The 18,485-nt window shown below is 58.2% G+C and carries 13 protein-coding genes; 3 read left to right on the forward strand and 10 right to left on the reverse strand.

Annotation, left to right across the window (positions count from 1 at the left end; translation table 11 throughout):
- Positions 1-3: 3 nt before the first annotated feature.
- The 6 genes from ispG to HMPREF3178_RS02765 all read right to left on the reverse strand — a co-directional run bounded on the left by ispG (position 4) and on the right by HMPREF3178_RS02765 (position 11,809).
- Positions 4-1,125, reverse strand: a complete 1,122-nt coding sequence (gene ispG / locus HMPREF3178_RS02740; RefSeq protein WP_004104485.1) for a flavodoxin-dependent (E)-4-hydroxy-3-methylbut-2-enyl-diphosphate synthase — start codon at positions 1,123-1,125, stop codon at positions 4-6.
- A 26-nt stretch (positions 1,126-1,151) separates the two neighbouring features.
- On the reverse strand, positions 1,152-2,141 hold the full coding sequence (gene rodZ / locus HMPREF3178_RS02745; protein ID WP_004104487.1) for a cytoskeleton protein RodZ: 990 nt from the start codon (positions 2,139-2,141) through the stop codon (positions 1,152-1,154).
- A 274-nt stretch (positions 2,142-2,415) separates the two neighbouring features.
- On the reverse strand, positions 2,416-3,582 hold the full coding sequence (locus HMPREF3178_RS02750; protein ID WP_004104488.1) for a dual-specificity RNA methyltransferase RlmN: 1,167 nt from the start codon (positions 3,580-3,582) through the stop codon (positions 2,416-2,418).
- 353 nt (positions 3,583-3,935) lie between these two features.
- On the reverse strand, positions 3,936-4,367 hold the full coding sequence (gene ndk / locus HMPREF3178_RS02755) for a nucleoside-diphosphate kinase (protein WP_004114414.1): 432 nt from the start codon (positions 4,365-4,367) through the stop codon (positions 3,936-3,938).
- A gap of 170 nt (positions 4,368-4,537) precedes the next feature.
- Positions 4,538-6,862 (reverse strand): peptidoglycan glycosyltransferase PbpC, encoded by a 2,325-nt coding sequence (gene pbpC / locus HMPREF3178_RS02760; RefSeq protein WP_017145541.1) that lies wholly within the window; start codon positions 6,860-6,862, stop codon positions 4,538-4,540.
- Positions 6,863-11,809, reverse strand: a complete 4,947-nt coding sequence (locus HMPREF3178_RS02765; protein WP_017145540.1) for an alpha-2-macroglobulin family protein — start codon at positions 11,807-11,809, stop codon at positions 6,863-6,865.
- Between the two features lie 421 nt (positions 11,810-12,230).
- Between HMPREF3178_RS02765 and HMPREF3178_RS02770 the strand changes: the two genes are divergently transcribed.
- The 3 genes from HMPREF3178_RS02770 to sseA all read left to right on the forward strand — a co-directional run bounded on the left by HMPREF3178_RS02770 (position 12,231) and on the right by sseA (position 15,632).
- Positions 12,231-13,442 carry a hypothetical protein gene (locus HMPREF3178_RS02770; protein WP_004104497.1) on the forward strand — a complete coding sequence of 404 codons (1,212 nt, stop codon included), beginning with the start codon at positions 12,231-12,233 and terminating at the stop codon, positions 13,440-13,442.
- 35 nt (positions 13,443-13,477) lie between these two features.
- Positions 13,478-14,662: a M20 family metallopeptidase gene (locus HMPREF3178_RS02775; protein ID WP_004104498.1), complete on the forward strand. Its 1,185-nt coding sequence runs from the start codon at positions 13,478-13,480 to the stop codon at positions 14,660-14,662.
- Positions 14,663-14,786: 124 nt separating this feature from the next.
- The gene (sseA, locus tag HMPREF3178_RS02780) at positions 14,787-15,632 is read left to right on the forward strand and encodes a 3-mercaptopyruvate sulfurtransferase (RefSeq protein ID WP_004104499.1); all 846 of its coding nucleotides are present in this window, start codon (positions 14,787-14,789) and stop codon (positions 15,630-15,632) included.
- A 39-nt stretch (positions 15,633-15,671) separates the two neighbouring features.
- On the opposite strand, the gene sseB is transcribed toward sseA, so the two are convergent.
- From sseB to fdx, 4 genes are all read right to left on the reverse strand, one after another.
- Positions 15,672-16,448, reverse strand: a complete 777-nt coding sequence (gene sseB / locus HMPREF3178_RS02785) for an enhanced serine sensitivity protein SseB (protein ID WP_004104500.1) — start codon at positions 16,446-16,448, stop codon at positions 15,672-15,674.
- A 104-nt stretch (positions 16,449-16,552) separates the two neighbouring features.
- Positions 16,553-17,839, reverse strand: a complete 1,287-nt coding sequence (gene pepB, locus HMPREF3178_RS02790; RefSeq protein ID WP_004104501.1) for an aminopeptidase PepB — start codon at positions 17,837-17,839, stop codon at positions 16,553-16,555.
- A 107-nt stretch (positions 17,840-17,946) separates the two neighbouring features.
- Complete coding sequence (gene iscX / locus HMPREF3178_RS02795; protein WP_004104502.1) at positions 17,947-18,147, reverse strand: Fe-S cluster assembly protein IscX; 201 nt, start codon at positions 18,145-18,147, stop codon at positions 17,947-17,949.
- Between the two features lies 1 nt (position 18,148).
- On the reverse strand, positions 18,149-18,484 hold the full coding sequence (gene fdx, locus HMPREF3178_RS02800) for an ISC system 2Fe-2S type ferredoxin (RefSeq protein ID WP_004104503.1): 336 nt from the start codon (positions 18,482-18,484) through the stop codon (positions 18,149-18,151).
- Position 18,485: the final 1 nt, after the last annotated feature.

Here is an 18,485-nt window from a genome sequence, read left to right on the forward strand (position 1 = left end):
ACGTTATTTCGCTTCAACCTGCTGAATATCGATACGACGCGCCTCATCCAGCATCGATGCTTTAGCGCGAATACGCGCTTCCAGCTGATCGATCATATCGTCGTTATCCAGTCGGTCTTTACGGACGCCGTCTTCGTACAGGCCGCTTTTCTTGTTGCCGCCGGTCACGCCGAGCGTCGACACCAGCGCCTCGCCTGGGCCATTCACCACGCAGCCAATGATCGAAATGTCCATCGGCGTAATGATGTCTTCCAGGCGCTGCTCCAGGGCGTTAACGGTACCGATAACGTCAAACTCCTGACGTGAACATGTCGGGCAGGCAATGAAGTTGATCCCGCGAGAGCGAATGCGCAGCGACTTGAGAATATCGAAGCCAACTTTGATCTCTTCAACCGGATCCGCTGCCAGAGAAACGCGCAAGGTATCGCCGATCCCTTCAGACAGCAGCAGTCCGAGGCCGATCGCGGACTTCACCGCGCCGCTGCGCGCGCCGCCCGCTTCGGTAATCCCGAGATGCAGAGGCTGGTCGATCTGTTTCGCCAGCAGACGATAGGATTCGACCGCGAGGAACACATCGGAAGCTTTTACGCTGACTTTAAACTGATCGAAATTGAGACGATCGAGATGATCGACATGGCGCATTGCCGATTCCAGCAGCGCCTGCGGAGTCGGTTCACCGTATTTCTCCTGGAGATCTTTTTCCAGAGAACCAGCGTTTACCCCGATACGGATGGGAATATTTTTATCACGAGCGCAGTCCACCACCATGCGGATACGCTCTTCGTTACCGATATTGCCCGGGTTAATACGCAGACAATCAACGCCGTATTCCGCTACCTTCAGCGCAATGCGGTAATCGAAGTGGATATCGGCAACCAGCGGTACGCTCACCTGCTGTTTGATAAGCTTAAAGGCTTCTGCCGCGTCCATCGTTGGCACCGAAACACGAACGATATCCGCGCCAACGCGCTCAAGGGCTTTAATTTGATTTACCGTCGCCGCCACATCGGTGGTGCGCGTGTTTGTCATCGACTGTACGGCGATGGGGGCGCCATCGCCAATCGGCACATTCCCAACGTAAATTCGCTTTGATTTTCTACGTTGAATCGGAGCCTGGTTATGCATGAAAAATCTCCCGCGTTACCCGTCTGTTACTGCGCCGGTGATTGTTCGGCATTAAGGGTCAGACGTGCAACCTGGTTAGTTCTGATAAAACGACTCAAATCGACTGGTTTACCCAGATACTGTATCTGTACCGCCGCCGGTGCACCGATTTTCAGTTTATAAGGTGCCTGGCCGCTCAGATTGAGATTACCGCCTTTACGCTGCAACCCGCTGAACAGCTTTTTACCCGTCGCATCGCTCACTTCCAGCCAGCAGTCGGCGGTGAAATTCAGCACCAGATCCTGAGCCGAGGCCGGCGCAGCGGCCACGTTTGCCTGGTCGGTCGGTAGCGGCGAAGTTGGACTGGCGGGCGCTGGGGTAGCCGCCGTGTCAACGTTCGCCTGAGAAGGCGCAACAACGGCGTTGTTATCGACCGGGGCCGCAGTCGCAGCCGGAGCCGAGGTGGCTGGCGCAGAAGAGGTCTCTGCCGGCGCGCTGTTAGCAGCGGTATCGGCGGAAGAATTCGCCGAACCATTGTCCAGAGGAATACTTTGGCTGTTGTTATCGCCAGCGTTCAGCTCGGCGGAGGACTGATCGGCCATGGTGGAGATCTCGTCCTGCTGCGCTTTGTGGTCCTGCCACCACCACGCGCCGCTGAGGCCAATCACCACGAACAGCACCAGCCAGGTAAAACTCATTAGCCAGCCGTCGCGTTTTTTGCGACGTTTACCCAGCGAGAAGCTCTGCATTGGCGCCACTTTTGCCGCACGAATGGGAGCCTGCTTCGCCATCATCGGCAGCAGTTCTTCTTCAGGGATGTGCACGAGGCGGGCATAAGAGCGGATATAGCCGCGCAGGAAGGTTGAAGCCAGATCGGCGGGTGCCTTATCGTCTTCAATATCACGAACCGTGGAAACCTTCAGGCATAAGCGCTCAGCCACCGCTTGCTGGCTGAGCCCGAGTTGTTCGCGGGCGTTACGCAAACGCGCGCCCGTAGTGTTTGCTTCTTGATGGTCTTGAGTGGCTTCAGTATTCATTCGCTACAACTACTGGTACGTGAAATTTAAAATTCAGCGCCGGTGACCCCGCGCCGCGAGACATCTGCTCAACGTCAGACAAACAGTATAAGTCCGTATGACGTACTATCACAGAGACTTATCAATATTGAATGCTAAGCGGTTGTTGTACCGCTACATACTGCCTCAAAGTCGACAAAAACGCACCGTAATTATTAACCAGAACAGCGTATTTCGCCCGGCTATACAACATAAATATGCAGCGCACCGCCCAGGCTGTGCGCTGCATCATTTATCAGACTGCCTTCACGTCGATCGCTTCGCCCTGCATACGTTTACGCAGCGTACGTTTGGTTCGGTCGATAACGTCGCCGGCCAGTTGGCCGCAGGCTGCGTCGATATCGTCACCGCGAGTTTTACGCACGATAGTGGTGAAACCATACTCCATCAATACCTTGGAGAAACGGTCGATGCGACTGTTAGAGCTGCGGCCATACGGCGCTCCCGGGAAGGGGTTCCACGGGATGAGGTTGATCTTGCACGGCGTATCTTTTAACAGCGCCGCCAGCTCGTGGGCATGCTCGGTACCGTCGTTGACGTGATCCAGCATGACGTATTCGATCGTCACGCGGCCCTGGTTGGCATTGGACTTCGAAATATAACCACGTACCGAGTTCAGGAAGGTCTCGATATTATATTTCTTGTTGATCGGCACGATTTCGTCACGAATGGTATCGTTCGGCGCGTGCAGAGAGATAGCCAGCGCGACGTCAATCATATCGCCAAGCTTATCAAGCGCAGGCACCACGCCGGAAGTGGAGAGCGTGACGCGACGTTTTGAGAGCCCAAAACCGAAGTCGTCGAGCATGATTTCCATAGCCGGAACCACGTTGGTCAGGTTCAGCAGCGGCTCGCCCATGCCCATCATTACCACGTTGGTAATCGGACGCACGCCGGTGGTCTTCACCGCACCGACGATTTTCGCCGCGCGCCAGACCTGGCCGATAATTTCCGAAACCCGCAGGTTGCGGTTAAAGCCCTGCTGCGCCGTGGAGCAGAATTTACACTCCAGCGCACAGCCCACCTGAGAAGAAACGCACAGGGTGGCGCGATCGTCTTCCGGGATATACACGGTTTCGACGCGCTGATCGCCAACGGCAATCGCCCATTTGATGGTGCCGTCGCTGGAGCGCTGTTCTTCCACGACTTCCGGGGCACGGATTTCCGCGACTTCCTTTAATTTGCCGCGCAGAACTTTGTTGATGTCGGTCATCTCGTCAAAGTTATCGCAGCAGTAGTGATACATCCATTTCATCACCTGATCGGCGCGGAAAGGCTTTTCGCCCATGTTTTTGAAAAACTCGCGCATCTGCTGACGATTCAGATCCAGCAGGTTGATTTTGGCATCTTTGTTCGGCACCGTCAGTGCGGCGCTATCAGGTGTGACTATTTGTTCAGACATAATTGATTCCGGCCTCGTTATTACACGTTATGGCCCCTGGAGGGTTAAAAAGAAACGCCCCGGGAGCGACTGCTCAGCCGGGGCGCTGTATTCTACAAATTCTGGCCCATCAATACTACGTCTGCACGCAGCAATGATGAAAAAATCTGTAACTGCCAGGCAGCTCCTCGTGACCGGGGTGAACGCGCGCAGCCAACACCGCGACGGTCGAAAAGGCGACGAGGATGGTATCTCCAAAGCATTTTACGTCACGGCGAGACGGCGAGTTCGCAAATCCCCGGGAGTATAGATAACGATGTGACCGGGGTGCGCGAATGAAGCCAACAAAGCGGTGGCGTGAAAGACGCGGGAGATTAGCGGGTGCGCGGGCAAACCTCGCCTTCAGCAAAGAAAAACGCGATTTCGCGCGCAGCGGATTCAACGGAATCGGAACCGTGGGTGCCGTTCTCGGTGAAGCTGTCAGCGTAGTCTGCGCGCAGCGTACCCGCCAGCGCGTTCGCCGGGTTGGTTGCGCCCAGCAGGTCACGATGACGCTGAACCGCATTTTCGCCTTCCAGCACGGAAACAACGATCGGCCCGGAAGTCATGAACTCAACCAGACCGTCAAAGAACGGGCGACCTTCGTGCTCAGCATAGAAGCCGCGAGCCTGCTCAACGGTCAGATGCAGCATTTTAGTGCCAACGATTTTGAACCCTGCAGCTTCAAAGCGAGAAAAGATGCCGCCAATAACGTTTTTTGCCACCGCGTTTGGTTTGATGATGGAAAAAGTACGTTCAATAGCCATGATAACCTCTTTATATATGTTGTTCTGTTTTGCAGATGAGCAGATGAGACCGATAAATACGGCGCGAATTATAATCATCATCTAAGGCGATTGCCTATCTGTTTAGGTAACATTTTTTTAAAAAAAAGCGACCTTAAACAACAAATCCAGCCCATTACGGCAAGTTCTGTTTATTGCACCGTGAAGTTCGCGGCAACAATTTGCCCCGCCTCATCCATCACCACCAGTTGATAACGGTCAGGGCGATCGATGCCAAGCGTCGCACTGCCCCCTTCCGCCAGCAGCGGCTCGCCGTTCAGAAACCACCAGCGCCGCCCTTCCCCTCCGGTCGTTTGCAGCGGCAGCATCACCTTTTGCTCGCCGGGCAGTCGTTTAACGACTGCGCCCTCGCGTATGCCCGAGAGCACCAGCGGTGCGGCATCAGCGCTTTGGACCGGCGGACACGCCGCCGAAACTGCAGGCAGCCTGACCCGACGTCGTTCGCCTGCGGGTAGCCAGGGTTCGAGCGGCAGCGGCCAGACGTCGAAGCTTTTCTCTACCGCGCCGGGGCAATCTGCCGCCACCCGCTGTCCTTTTTCGTTCAGCCAGACCGGAAAGCGGATCCCTCGCATACCTTCCTGTCCAGGGAGCAGCAAGGTCGGCGGCTGACTCTCATCAAGTAGCCAGGTGGCCAGCCGTCGGCGGCAGTTCGCATCCCCCGCAGGTAAATACTGCCCGCCGGGCCAGCAAACCGTCCCGGCGCTGACCGATGAGGGACGCGGGTCGCTCGGCAATCCGCCGTGGCTCATTGCCGGCCGCGCCAGCAACATATTATTGACCTGATTCAGCAGCGGCACCGCGCTGGCGAAGCCAAACTGTCCGACAACCGGCGTGCCGTCAGGTCTTCCGGTCCAGATACCTATCAGATAGCGGGCGTTCACGCCGATTGCCCAGGCATCGCGATAGCCGTAGCTGGTTCCGGTTTTCCACGCCAGCGGCACCACCTGTACCAGCGACGCATCGGGAACCGGCTGCGCTTCGCCGGCCAGAATGCGCCGCACAATCCAGGCGGCCCCCGGCGACAGCAGCGGTCGTTCAACCAGCGGTGAATCAGGAGTGATGCGCAGTTGCCCCGCCTTACCGTGACGGGCGAACGCGCTGTACGCCGCCACGATATCCGCCAGACGCGCGCCGGCGCCGCCGAGGATCAGCGATAGATTCGGCTCCGCGCCGGCGGGCAGCATCAGCGGCAATCCGGCATTGCGCAGCCTGGCGGCAAAACGCTTCGGCCCGTAGGCCTCCAGCACCTGCACAGCCGGAAGGTTCAACGAGCGAACCAGCGCTTCGCTGGCGCTTACCGGCCCGTGAAAACCGCTGTCAAAGTTGCCCGGCCGGTAGTCGCTAAACCGGCGCGGGACATCCTGTAATAGCGAAGCCGGATGGATCAGTCCCTCATCCAGCGCCATGCCGTAGACAAACGGTTTCAGTACCGAACCCGGGGAGCGGATCGCCGATACCATATCAATGTGGCCAAAGCGGCTATCATCACTGATATCCGCCGATCCTACCCAGCCGCGCACCTTCATATTGGTATGGTCGACCACCACCATCGCTAAAGAGCTGCGCGGCGGCAGGCGCGATTTCCAGTTCAGCGCCAGATCTTCCAGCTGCCGCTGCAGCCCGGCATCCAGCGTCGTTACTACCTTCTCAGACCGGCTGCTCGCCAGCGCGCGGCGGGAGAAAAGCGGCGCCAGCTGCGGCATCTGCCGCGGAAACAGCCAGACGGGCTCTTCGATAGCTTCTCGCACCGGCTGCGGCGGCCACACGCCCTGATTTTCCATTCTCAGCAGCACTTTATCGCGCGCCGCCTGCGCTCGTTCCGGCCAGCGGTCCGGGCGCAGCCTGCTTGGCGCCTGCGGCAGAACGGCCAGCAGCGCCGCTTCGCCGTAGCTTAGCTGTGCGGGCGGTTTACCGAGATAAGCCCAGCTGGCCGCGCCAATCCCCTGCAGCGTGCCGCCGAACGGCGCCCGATTGAGATAGAGCGTGAGGATCTCGCTTTTTGACAGATGCCACTCCAGCTGCAGCGCCCGCCATAGCTGACGCAGCTTGCCGCCGAAGGTGCGGGGATGAGGATCGAGCAGGCGCGCCACCTGCATGGTCAGGGTGCTCCCTCCGGAGATCACTCTCCCGGAAGTGAGATCCTGCCAGGCGGCGCGAGCGATCGCCAACGGGTTAACGCCGGGATGCTCCCAGAACCAGCGATCTTCATAGTGGATCAGCGCCTGCAAATAGCGCGGCGAAACATCAGCCAGCGTTACCGGATAGCGCCAGACGCCCTGCGCATCGGCAAAGCGCCACAGCGGCGTACCGTCTTCCGCCACCACTACTCTGGCAGGGGTAACCTCACGCAGCGGCAGCGGCCACAGCCGGTCTGCCGCCAGCAGCAATAGCCACAGCAAAAAAATAAACGCCGCCAGCCAGCGCCAGCGGCGTTTGATACGCCTCAGCGCCCGCATTTATGGCGCAACGGTTAGCGGTCCGCTGGCTGCGCCAGTTGCCCGCCACTGCGGCACGTACATCGACTCAACCTGCGGCTGCGGTACCTGATAGGTGCCCGGCGTCACCGCGCGCGCCAGATAAACCAGCGTCACCGGCTGGCCTTCATTGATAGCTACCGCGGCCACAAAGCGATCGTCGCGAAACTCAATGTGCTGGATATCGGCCTGCTGCATCTGGTTAAGCAGATTTTGCACCACCTCGCCGTTCTCCTGCAGACTGGCGCTGCTGTTGGCCAGATTCTGGTTTTCCAGCTCCAGCCCCGCCGGGAGTAAATCCACTACCAGCGCGTCCGGGACGTTACGCTTAGCCGTCACCTCCAGCTTCACCAGCACTAGTTCGCCGCTGCGCAGCGAAGAGAGCGATTTCTGCTGACCCTGGGTATCGAAAACTTGCCGTTCAATGCCCAGTACGTTGCCCCCCGGCTGCGGCGCGTTCTGCGGGTAGCCGCTGCTATCGAGACGCAGCCACAGCGGCTGCTGACCGGTATTGGTCACCTGCAAGGCCGCCAGCTGATCGCCGGTCAGGTTACGGGTTTGCGCTTTCTCGCCGGAGAGCGGTTCGGCCTGCACGGAGGTTTGCGCCTGCCAGCTGCCGGGAAGATCCTGCAACGTACGTCCGGCCAGGAACAGGGCATTACTCTCCTGCGTCGAGAGCCAGCGCTGGCCGTAGGCTTCTTCCGCCAGATTGCTGAGCAGCGTATTTTGCGCTTCCGGCAGCAGTTTGTTCTCCTCCAGCAGCGCCAGCTTCAGCGCATCGTCGCGCAGCTCGCTGCCGTAATCGCCGAGCCAGCGGTTCGCCTCCTGCCGCGACGTGCTCAGCGCCAGCTTCAGGGCTTCGTCGCCGCGCGGCGCATCGCCCATCAATTTCAGGGCCACGCCCAGCTGCAGTAGCGGCAGACCGGAACGCGCCTGGTCGTGACGGCTCCAGATTTCGCGCAGCGCGCCGAGCGGCGCTTTCTGCTGCCGTGCCAGCACCAGCGCGGCGTAGGCCTGAGCGGCAAAACGGCTGGCCTGGGCATCATCGCTGTAGCGGACGGCGATCAGCCCCGGCTCCTGTAAATAACGCAGCAGGCGCTGGTTGCCGTTATTGACGGCATTGGTTGGTACGCTATAGCCCTGCTCGCCCGCCCGGACGAGGAAGTCCATCGTGTAGGCGGTTAGCCAGTACTCTTCCGGCCCCTCTCTGTCCCACAGGGCGAAACCGCCGTCATCGCGCTGCATCTGCAGCAGGCGAGAAATGCCGATATCCACCGCCGCGCGTCGTTTTTCATCGCTATCGCCGCCGATCCCCAGGGCTTTAAGCTGGGCGGCGTTGGTATAGAGCGACGGGAATAGCCCGCTGGTGGTCTGCTCCAGGCAGCCGTAAGGATAGGCCTTCAGGTCGCGAATATAGCGCGCCAGGTTCAGCGGCGGCTTGCCGCTAAACACCAACTGCCCCTGCAACGTGGCCGGCGAGAAACCCTCGCTTTGCGCCGCCGGAGCCTGCCAGCTTTCCCCCGGCTGGAGGACAGCGCCGGAATTCACGGTTTGCGCCGGGAAGGCGGGACGCACGCCCAGCTTCCACTGCTTCTGCATTGGCGTGAAAGTTTCACCCGGCAGGTTCAGGCCGCTGATGGTGGCATTTACCTCACCATCGCCAAAGCCTTGTAGGGCGCGAACGGGCACAAACAGGGTGCTGCGCGCGCCGGGCGCCAGATGCACCGGCGGTATTTCTCCCCCTGCAAGCTGCAGCAGACCGCTGGCTGCCAGCGCAACGTTGAGAGTCTGCGGCTTATCGGTCAGGTTGCTGAGATCCAGCGCCAGGCGAGTGGTATCTCCGCTGGCGAGGAAACGCGGCATATTCAGCTCCGCAATCACCGGCGCCGCCACGATCGTTTTTTCTTCGCTGCTGCCGAAATCATCAGCCGTCCACGCCTGCGCCATGATCCGCAGTTCGCCGTTAAAGTCGCCGATTGGCAGGGTCACCGTCCCTTCGCCTTTCTCATCCAGCACAACCGGCTGTGCCTGCTGGGCGATAATCGTCACGTGATTAACCGGCGGCTTACCGCCGCGTTTCAGTTCATCGCCGTCGCCGCCGAAGCGCAGGCTGGCGAGCCTCCCCTGTCCTTCAATGACCTGACCATAGATATCGTAAATATCGGCGCCGTAGCGTTTCTGGCCAAAGAACGCGTTCCAGGGATCCGGCGTGGCGTAGTCGGTAATATTGAGTACGCCGCTATCGACGGCAGAGAGCAGAACGTTAACCTGTTTCGGCGTCTCGCCTTCTTTGAGGCTGGCCTTAATCTTCACTTTCAACGGCTGGTCAGGACGCATTTTATCCGGTGCTTCCAGCGCCAGATTCAGGCGACGGTTATCATCGCCAAGCGGCAGGTGCAGCAGCCCCACGGCCCGTTTTGGCGTTGCGGACTGGGATTTATCCCCCGGGCGAATCACCAGGGTGCTGAGGTACAGGTCGTGACGATTCCAGGCTTTATCCACCGGGATAGATAATTCCATCCCTTCCGCCGGGACGTCAATCTCCTGCCACCACAGCGGCCCTTCGCTTGATTCCACCAGCGCGTAGCCTTTACCGGCAGCCGGAGCGGCAATATGCAGCTTGATCGTATCGCCGGGTTTATAGGCCGGTTTATCCAGCTTCATGGTAACGCGGTCCGGACGCGCCGCCCCCTGGCCTTCGCTGTTATCCTGCCAGCTGTACCCTGCCCAGAAGCGTACGCTGCTGACGACATCATCCGGCCCTTTGACTTCCAGGCGATAGGCGCCCCACTCGACCGGGAAACTGACTTTCGCCGTTTGCCCGGCAGAGAGATCGAGCGATTCCTCACCTTCCTGAAGATCTTTTTGATCGAACTGTGACTGCCAGCCTTCGCTCTCGGACCAGTTCCAGTAGTAGTCGCGACGTTCGCGAATTAATCGCACCTGCAGCCCGGAGACCGCTTTCTTTTCGCCTTTGGCATCGGCGTAGACAATTTCAAATGTGGCGTTGCTGTTTTCATCCACTACCGGCTGCTTGATCGTGCTGTCGGTGCGATAGTCATAAACCTCTTTCAGGGCGAATTCCGGACGGATGCCAGGCAGCGTTTCGGCCGGCCAGATCGGCTGCCTGACGGTGCGCGTAACCGGTCTGCCGCCGGACTCCAGCAGGCTGGCCTGCAGGATCACCTGCAGCGGCGAGCGGCTCTCCTGCCACTGGCTGGCGGCGGTGACTTCCGCATGTCCCTGGTCATCCAGGGTGGTCTGCACTTCATCCAGGCTGCGGGAAAGATTCTCCTCGGCAATGTCGCCAAACTGGAAGCCCGGCAGCGCAGGTACCGCGTCGCGCAGCGGACGCAGGAACAGTTTACCCTGCAGCGAGTTGCCGCTGGCCGGCGCGCCGTACAAATACGCCCCGCTTACGGCAAAGCTGACATCCGCAGCCGGCGAAACGGGGGCATTTTGCGGCGTGAGATTCAGCGCCATGCGCTCAGGCATAAAATCTTCAACGTGAAAATCCCACTCGCGCGGCTGGTTATCGCCGGTACTGGCGCGAATATGCCACATCCCGGTCGCCGCGCCGCTATCGAGCGGATAAGTAAATTGATACAGACCATTGATCGGTTTGCTGACCGTCGAGCGGATTACCTGGCCATCCGGCTGCACCACTTCCAGCTTTACCGGCTGTTCGGGAAGCGGCCTGCCGTCGCTATCGCGCAGTAACGCGTTGAGGATCACCGTTTCGCCCGGGCGGTAGAGATCGCGCGGACCAAACATAAACAGCTGCTTGCTAAAGCCCGGCGCGCCGGCAATAGAAAACTCAGCCAGATCCAGCGCCGGAAGTTTAAGATCCAGCAGAGTGGTTTGCCCGTCCTTACGCGCCAGCAGCAGCGCCGCGTCTTTATCCGTTTGCAACGTCACGTGCCCCTGAGCGTCGCTCTTCGCCTGCGCCAGGGTTTGCCCTTTGGCGTTCAGCAGCTGCACATCGATACCGGACTGCGCCGCGCCGTTTTCCAGACTCTGGGTAAAGACATCCAGCCGATGGTGATAACGGTGCGCGGATACGCCAATATCGCTGAGGGTGAACAGCGTCGCAGCGTTGCTATAGCTGTAGCGGCCCGCCTGATTCATCACCGCGATATAGACGCCCGGCTCCTGCAGTGGCTTGATATCCGCCAGCGGCAACAGCAGTTTTTCGCGCGTATTGCGCGCGGGGTTGAGGTCAAAACGGCCGGTGTAGACCAGATCGGCCATCTTCAGCAGCTCGTCCGACTCCCAGTTGCTCAAGGAATTCCGGTATTCCCATTGGCTGACGAAGGCCGAAAGTGATTCAGGTTTAATCCGGAAAAAATTGACGTCGATGTTATCGACATTCAGCGCCATCACCGGCAGTCCGGCCACGACTTTCCCCGGCAGCAGCGAGCCGCGGCTGGCAAAGCCGATGCTCGGGGCGATGTCGCGGGTGGTAATGGTTTTTTCAAAGCTGCTGTCAAAAGTCGCTTTATTCAGCGCCGCCAGGGTGGGATCCACCGAAACGATCAGCTCGCGTTTTGGCTCAAGATGGCGAAGACGCAGCTCTTTAAGGTTGGGCGCCAGCTCCCATGCCCCGTCAACTTTGCCGCTTTTTTTGTCGACCAGATGCACGCTGCGGGAGAAATCCTGATCCGGCTGTAGAGGAATAGAAAAAGTCAGCACCAGCGTCGCCGCGCCGTCGAGCTGAACTTCAGAGGCATCCAGCAGCGTTAACGCTTTGCCTTTGCTTTTCTCAGCCAGCGCCGCCAGCTGGGCGCTGTCCGGCTTCGCGGGCGCGTTATCCGCCGCTGCGGATGCCGCCGGCGCGGCCGCCTGCGGTTTGCCGCTGTCGTCGCAGCCGGTTATCGATAGCGCGGTAAGTAGCGCCAGAGACAGCGCCGCCAAACGAAATGGTTTCATCCTTCTAACCCCTCGGCCCGCAGGCCAGATACATTCAGTGAACACATTATTATGCGTTAACGGCAGAATTACCAATAGCCCGCCAGCCCGCAATATTGGTAGATAACCGGGGCGGCGACCCCGCGAACCACGGATAGCTGGAGTGAATTAATTTAGCGGATATATCGCGCTACGATTTTTCTTACCTCGACCTTTAATATCCTCAACCATTGGCACTTTTTATTCTGAAATTCCCCTCTCTCCGGCCATATAAATTGACAAGGCGCGAGCTTTCTATTTATTGTTCGGGATATCAATGCCTTTAAAATATAAATCATTACCCTGGCGATGATAGTGACTGTCCGTTCCACAGTCTTCCAGAAAGCACAACATCAACCCATCTCATATTCCTTATATGGGATAAATAATATGGAAGTTATTTATGTCTCAAATGGTCGCACTGTCGATTATTATTTTAATTCTTTATATCGGCGACGTTGTTTCTACCCGCACAAAAGCCTGGATTCCCTCGGTATTTGTCTGCGCCGTTCTGTTTTTAGTCGGCTACTGGACATTTTTTCCGGCAGATATCATTAGCCGGGCCGGGATCGGTACGCCAGTTGCCATAATGCTCATGTATTTGTTAATCACTAATATGGGCACCCTGCTGTCGCTGAAAGAGCTGGCGCAGCAGTGGAAGACCGTGGTCATCTCTCTCGCCGGTATTGCCGGGATCGCGGTGGCCGTCTTTGCGGTGAGCATGATGCTATTCGATCTTAACACCGCGCTGGTCACCATTCCTCCGCTGGTCGGGGGTATCGTGTCATCGCTGATTATGTCGCAGGGCGCCAGTAACGCCGGCCTGGTAGACCTGTCGGTTTTTGCCATTTTGATTTACGTGATGCAGGGGTTCGCCGGATATCCGCTGACCGCGATTATGCTGCAACGAGAAGGCAAAACGCTGCTTGCCCGCTACCGCAGCGGCGAACAGCGCCCTGATGACATTGCCGAAGAGCACGCGATGCTCGCCGTCGGCGAGGAGAAAATGCCGCGCCTGTTCAGTAAAATCCCCGTCAGCTACAACAGCAATTACTTTAAATTCCTGCGTCTGGCGCTGGTCGGCTGTCTGGCCTGGATCGTCGCTGACCTCGCAAAGCCAATCGTGAATATCAGCCCCTTCGTACTGTGTCTGTTTTTTGGCGTCGTATTTACCTCGTTAGGCTTCCTTGAAAAACATACCCTGCATAAGGCTAACGGCTTTGGCTTCGCCATTATGGCGTTGATGCTCTTTATCTTTGATACGTTGAACAAAGCCACGCCGGAGATGCTGCTGCGTCTGCTATTCCCGATGGTAGTGTTAATCGCCACGGCGGTGATAGGTATGTTTGTTGTCTCCTGGCTGGTCGGAAAACTGCTTGGCGTCAGCGGTCCGATGGCATTCGCCATCTCTTTGACCGCGCTGTACGGTTTTCCCGCCGACTACATTATTACCAACGAGGCCATCAACGCCCTCACCCACGATGAAAAAGAGCGCCAGATGCTCACCCACCATATGCTGGGCCCGATGCTGGTTGGCGGATTCGTCTCCGTCACCATGGTTTCGGTGGTGTTAGCCGGAATTCTGGTCGGCTATCTGACGCCGGTGCTCGGTTGAGCGCGTTGAATTTTTAGCAAATTATGGAGCCATTGATGATTAACCCTGATATCACCGCGATTATCGCCAGACAAGAACAGGCGATGATCGCTTTTCGCCGCGACCTGCACGCCCATCCGGAACTTCCCTGGGAGGAGAAGCGCACGACGGATCGCGTCGCCGCCGAACTGGAGGCTATCGGTATCCCTTACCGCCGCACTCATCCCACCGGAATCATCGCCGACATCATCGGCGGCAAGCCGGGTAAAACTGTGGCTCTGCGCGCCGATATGGATGCGCTGCCGGTACGGGAGCTGAACGATCCGCTCGACTATAAATCACAAACGCCCGGGAAAATGCACGCCTGCGGCCACGACGCCCATACCGCCATGCTGCTGACCGCCGCCCATGCATTATATGATGTTCGCGAACAGCTGACGGGCAACGTACGGCTCATCTTTCAGCCTGCGGAAGAGATTGCCGAAGGGGCAAAGGCGATGATACAGCAGGGAGCGATTGATAACGTGGATAACGTTTTCGGAATGCATATCTGGTCGGGCACGCCGTCCGGCAAAATCTCCTGTAACGTCGGTTCATCCTTTGCCTCAGCCGATTTACTGAAAGTGACCTTCCGCGGCCGCGGCGGCCATGGTTCGATGCCGGAGGCCTGCGTCGATGCGGCGGTCGTCGCTTCCGCTTTCGTGATGAATCTACAGGCTATTGTGGCGCGAGAAACTTCCCCGCTGGAATCTGCGGTAGTGACTATCGGCAAAATGGATGTCGGCACGCGCTTTAACGTCATCGCTGAAAACGCCGTTCTTGACGGTACCGTACGCTGCTTTAGTCTTGAAGCGCGCCAGCGGCTGGAGACGGCGATTAGCCGCTATGCCGAGCATACTGCCGCAGTGTATGGGGCGACCGCTCAGGTTGACTACTGCTACGGTACGCTACCGGTGATCAACGAAGAGCGCAGCGCGCTGCTGGCGCAGTCGGTTATCCGCGACGCATTCGGCGATAGCGTCCTTTTCAACGAAAAGCCGACTACCGGCGGAGAAGATTTCAGTTTTTATATGGAAAATATCCCCGGCGCCTTTGCGCTGCTTGGCTCAGGAAATAAAGAGAAAGGCAGCGACTACGCGCACCATCACGGCTGCTTTAATATTGACGAGCAGGTGATGAAAAGCGGCGCTGAACTGTACGCGCAGTACGCCTGGCGCTATCTGCAGCAAAACGCGTTTTAAGCCCCCCCTCCCCCGACGCTGCTCGGGGGAGCATCACATTCCCACCGCCTCTTCTTGAAAATGCCTTGTCGATATCGCAAAAAACAACAACAATCACTCTATTGTTGATGACACGGAGGCACTCATGTCTACCTCGTTTTTTGTCGCTGCCGACTGGCTGGCAGAGCATATTGATGACCCGGAAATCCAGATTATCGACGCGCGGATGGCGCCGCCGGGACAGGAAGAGCGCGATCTTAACGCTGAGTATCAGGCCGGTCATATTCCCGGCGCCGTCTTTTTTGATATCGAAGCCCTCTCCGATCACACCAGCCCGCTGCCGCACATGATGCCGCGCGCGGAGGCGTTTGCCGTCGCCATGCGCGAACTAGGCGTCAGCAGCGATAAGCACCTGGTGGTATACGATGAAGGTAATCTCTTCTCTGCGCCGCGCGCCTGGTGGATGCTGCGCACGTTCGGCGTTGAAAAGGTGTCGATTGTTGCGGGTGGGCTGGAAGGCTGGCGCCGCGATGGGCTACCGCTGGAGCAAGGCCTTCCCGAACTGCCGGAAGGGGATTTTGACGGACGCGTCGATCCGCTGGCGATCAAGCGGCTGACCGATGTGCTGCTGGTCAGCCATGAAGGATCGGCGCAGATCGTCGATGCGCGTCCGGCAGGGCGCTTTAATGGCCAGGTGGCAGAGCCGCGACCGGGCCTGCGCTGCGGGCATATTCCCGGCGCGCTAAACGTGCCGTGGACTGAACTGGTGATTAACGGCGAACTTAAAACCACCGATGAACTCAACGAGATTTTTGCGCGTCAGGGCGTCGATTTTGAACGGCCGATTATTGCCAGCTGCGGCTCCGGCGTAACGGCGGCGGTCGTCGTGCTGGCGCTCACTACTCTCGGCGTTAACGGCGTTAGCCTGTACGACGGCTCATGGAGCGAATGGGGCGCGCGGACGGATTTACCGATTGAGCCGGCCCAGTAGGCAGTAGATAGCACAATGGGGGCCCGGGCCCCCATTGTGTTAAATAATTCGATTTTGCTTAAAGTCGCGCAGGAAGCTGCCCCAGCGCTTTTCATAAAACGGCGTAATGTGGGCGATCATAAAGTGGCTAATTCCCTTTTCACCCTCCACCACCTGACAGATGTCAATCGGCTCATCGCCGGGAAGCGTATCGGTCGCCACGCTGCCGGTCGCCTGAATAACCTCCTCAATATCGCCTTCCGCTTCAATGCCAATCAGCAGGTTGGCTGGCGCATCGGCGCTGTCTTTGATAGAGCATAAAAACGCGCGCTTCACCGTTTTCAGCGTCTTAAACAGCGTGGTCAGCGAGTCCACCATCTGCGCGGGCGGCTCGGCAACCTCAGACAGCAGCAGCGACTCTCCGCCTTCCAGCACGGTCTGGGTGCTGAGCGGGCTGCCCTCTTCGCCCAGCAGATGGCTGATCTCACGCGGCGCAAACTCTTTGCCGGTGGCGAGTTTGGCATTGAGATAGAGCGTCTCGCCGAGGGTCATGGCAAATAGCGTGCGCACCGGCATCACCACGAAAGACTGTTCGTCCTCAACGGCCTGCTGCAGCGCCGCCAGCGAGGTGAAGAAAGGAATGACCGATGTACCATCATCTTTTTCCCAGTGCTGCAGATCCAGTACGCTGTCTTCAACGACCTGCTCGCCCTGCGCGGCGGCTCCCGGTACCCAAACGGTGGCTTCCAGCAAACTGCGGAAAAAAGCCGGACGATGGCCTGGTTCTATAGCCGCCTTCTCCAGCAGGATTTCTAGCTCATTTTTAGTTTCGGACATAGTAGTTCCACAACGATGATCCCTCCGCCCCGACGCTCTCCTCAGCGGGAGAAAACCGAACGTTGTCTCATCCTCAGGGAGAGAGTCAGGGTGAGGGGAAAGAGTTATTCCGCGGTCAACAGATTCGCAATAGTGCGCACGCCGAGGCCGGTCGCGCCCGCCGACCACTGCTCAACCGCAGATTTGCGGTAGGTCGCCGAGCAGTCGATGTGCAGCCAGCCTTCATGGTAATTCTCCACGAAGTGGGACAGGAAGCCCGCCGCGGTGCTGGCGCCGGCCGGATAGGCCGCGCTGCCGGTATTGTTCAGTTCAGCAAAGTTGGACGGCAGCTGGCCGCGGTGGAACTCAGCCAGCGGCAGACGCCAGAAAGCTTCGTTTTCAGCCTGCGCGCTCGCCAGCAGGCGATTCGCCAGCCTGTCGTCAAAGCTGAACAGGGCGTGATAGTCATTGCCCAGCGCGGTTTTCGCCGCGCCGGTCAGCGTGGCGGCATCGATGATCAGCTCCGGCTTTTGCGCCGAAGCATCGATCAAGCCGTCCGCCAGCACCAGACGACCTTCCGCATCGGTGTTCATGATTTCCACGGTTTTGCCGTTGCGATAGTGAATAATATCGCCCAGTTTGAAGGCGTTACCGCTAATCAGGTTATCGGCACAGCACAGATACAGCTTCACGCGCTTGTTCAGGCCGCGAGTAATGGCGAACGCCAGCGCGCCGGTTACCGTCGCCGCGCCGCCCATATCGGACTTCATTGAGTCCATAAATGCGCTCTGCTTGATGCTGTATCCGCCTGAGTCAAAGGTAATGCCTTTGCCGACCAGACAGGCGTATACCGGAGCTTCTTTGTCGCCAGTCGGGTTATAGTCCAGCGCCAGCAGGACCGGCGGACGCTCGGATCCGCGGCCGACGGTGTGGAGGCCCAGGTAGTTCTGCTCGCGCAGATCTTCGCCCTTAGTGATGCGATAAGAGACGTTATCGCAGGCCACGCTGCACAGCAGGTCTACCGCACGCTGCGCCAGCTGTTCCGGCCCCAGCTCTTCCGCCGGGGCGTTGATGGTGTCGCGCACCCAGTCAATAATGGTCAGGCGGTTATCCAGTTCGCTTTTCTGCGCATCGTCAAGAGCTGGCCACTCAACTTTGCGACTGCCTTTCGGGCCTTTATAACCCGCCCAGAACGCCCATGCGCGGTCGGTATCCCAGCCCTCGCCGTCAAGCGCGACATGTTTAATACCCATGCCGTCAATTTTACGCGCCGCGCGCTGAATCAAACCCAGGTCGTCTTTGCCGTTCAGGTGCAGGGCGATGCCGTCGTTATTCATGCTGTAAGACGCTTTTTCTCCCCAGCGCGCATCGGCTGGCTGAGCGGTAAGCGTAATTTTCATAGCTTCGGTCATTATCATTATCCTTCTTAGCAAACGGGCCGCCGTATGGCAGCCCGTAAAGTTCTTTCGCTCGTTGATTCACTCGGCTTAAAACCACCGGGTAAATCATGACGCGAAAATTATTCGGCTTCGTCTAACCAGACTAGCAGAATCGCCTCAAGAATTTTTTCATTGGATGCGTTTGGATCGTCATCAAACTCTTCCAGGTCGCAAATCCACTGATGCAGATCGGTGAAGCGAACGGTTTTCGGGTCGAGATCCGGGAAAGCGTCGTACAGCGCTTCGCCGATTTCACGACTATCGGTCCATTTCAGTCCCATATTAATGCTCGCGTGCGTGGTTGATGGTGTAACGCGGAATTTCGATGACCAAATCTTCGTCAGTCACCCGCGCCTGGCAGCTCAGACGGCTGTCGGGTTCAAGCCCCCAGGCCTTATCCAGCATGTCGTCTTCATCTTCGGTACTTTCAGCCAGCGAGTCAAAGCCTTCGCGCACGATGCAGTGGCAGGTGGTGCAGGCACAGGATTTTTCGCAGGCGTGTTCAATCTCAATGCCGCTACGCAGAGCAGCATCAAGAATGGTCTCACCGGTCTCAGCTTCCACAACTACGCCATCCGGACACAGGTCCTGGTGGGGCAGAAAAACAATTTTTGGCATT

This window comes from Klebsiella sp. HMSC09D12 (assembly GCF_001808475.1).
Taxonomy (GTDB): domain Bacteria; phylum Pseudomonadota; class Gammaproteobacteria; order Enterobacterales; family Enterobacteriaceae; genus Klebsiella; species Klebsiella oxytoca.

Coding starts and splice junctions, on each gene's coding strand:
- HMPREF3178_RS02765 (WP_017145540.1), bottom strand. CDS start 11,809: ATGAAACCATTTCGTTTGGCGGCGCTGTCTCTGGCGCTACTTACCGCG.
- HMPREF3178_RS02770 (WP_004104497.1), top strand. CDS start 12,231: ATGTCTCAAATGGTCGCACTGTCGATTATTATTTTAATTCTTTATATC.
- ispG (WP_004104485.1), bottom strand. CDS start 1,125: ATGCATAACCAGGCTCCGATTCAACGTAGAAAATCAAAGCGAATTTAC.
- ndk (WP_004114414.1), bottom strand. CDS start 4,367: ATGGCTATTGAACGTACTTTTTCCATCATCAAACCAAACGCGGTGGCA.
- iscX (WP_004104502.1), bottom strand. CDS start 18,147: ATGGGACTGAAATGGACCGATAGTCGTGAAATCGGCGAAGCGCTGTAC.
- sseB (WP_004104500.1), bottom strand. CDS start 16,448: ATGTCCGAAACTAAAAATGAGCTAGAAATCCTGCTGGAGAAGGCGGCT.
- sseA (WP_004104499.1), top strand. CDS start 14,787: ATGTCTACCTCGTTTTTTGTCGCTGCCGACTGGCTGGCAGAGCATATT.
- HMPREF3178_RS02750 (WP_004104488.1), bottom strand. CDS start 3,582: ATGTCTGAACAAATAGTCACACCTGATAGCGCCGCACTGACGGTGCCG.
- HMPREF3178_RS02775 (WP_004104498.1), top strand. CDS start 13,478: ATGATTAACCCTGATATCACCGCGATTATCGCCAGACAAGAACAGGCG.
- pepB (WP_004104501.1), bottom strand. CDS start 17,839: ATGACCGAAGCTATGAAAATTACGCTTACCGCTCAGCCAGCCGATGCG.
- fdx (WP_004104503.1), bottom strand. CDS start 18,484: ATGCCAAAAATTGTTTTTCTGCCCCACCAGGACCTGTGTCCGGATGGC.
- pbpC (WP_017145541.1), bottom strand. CDS start 6,862: ATGCGGGCGCTGAGGCGTATCAAACGCCGCTGGCGCTGGCTGGCGGCG.
- rodZ (WP_004104487.1), bottom strand. CDS start 2,141: ATGAATACTGAAGCCACTCAAGACCATCAAGAAGCAAACACTACGGGC.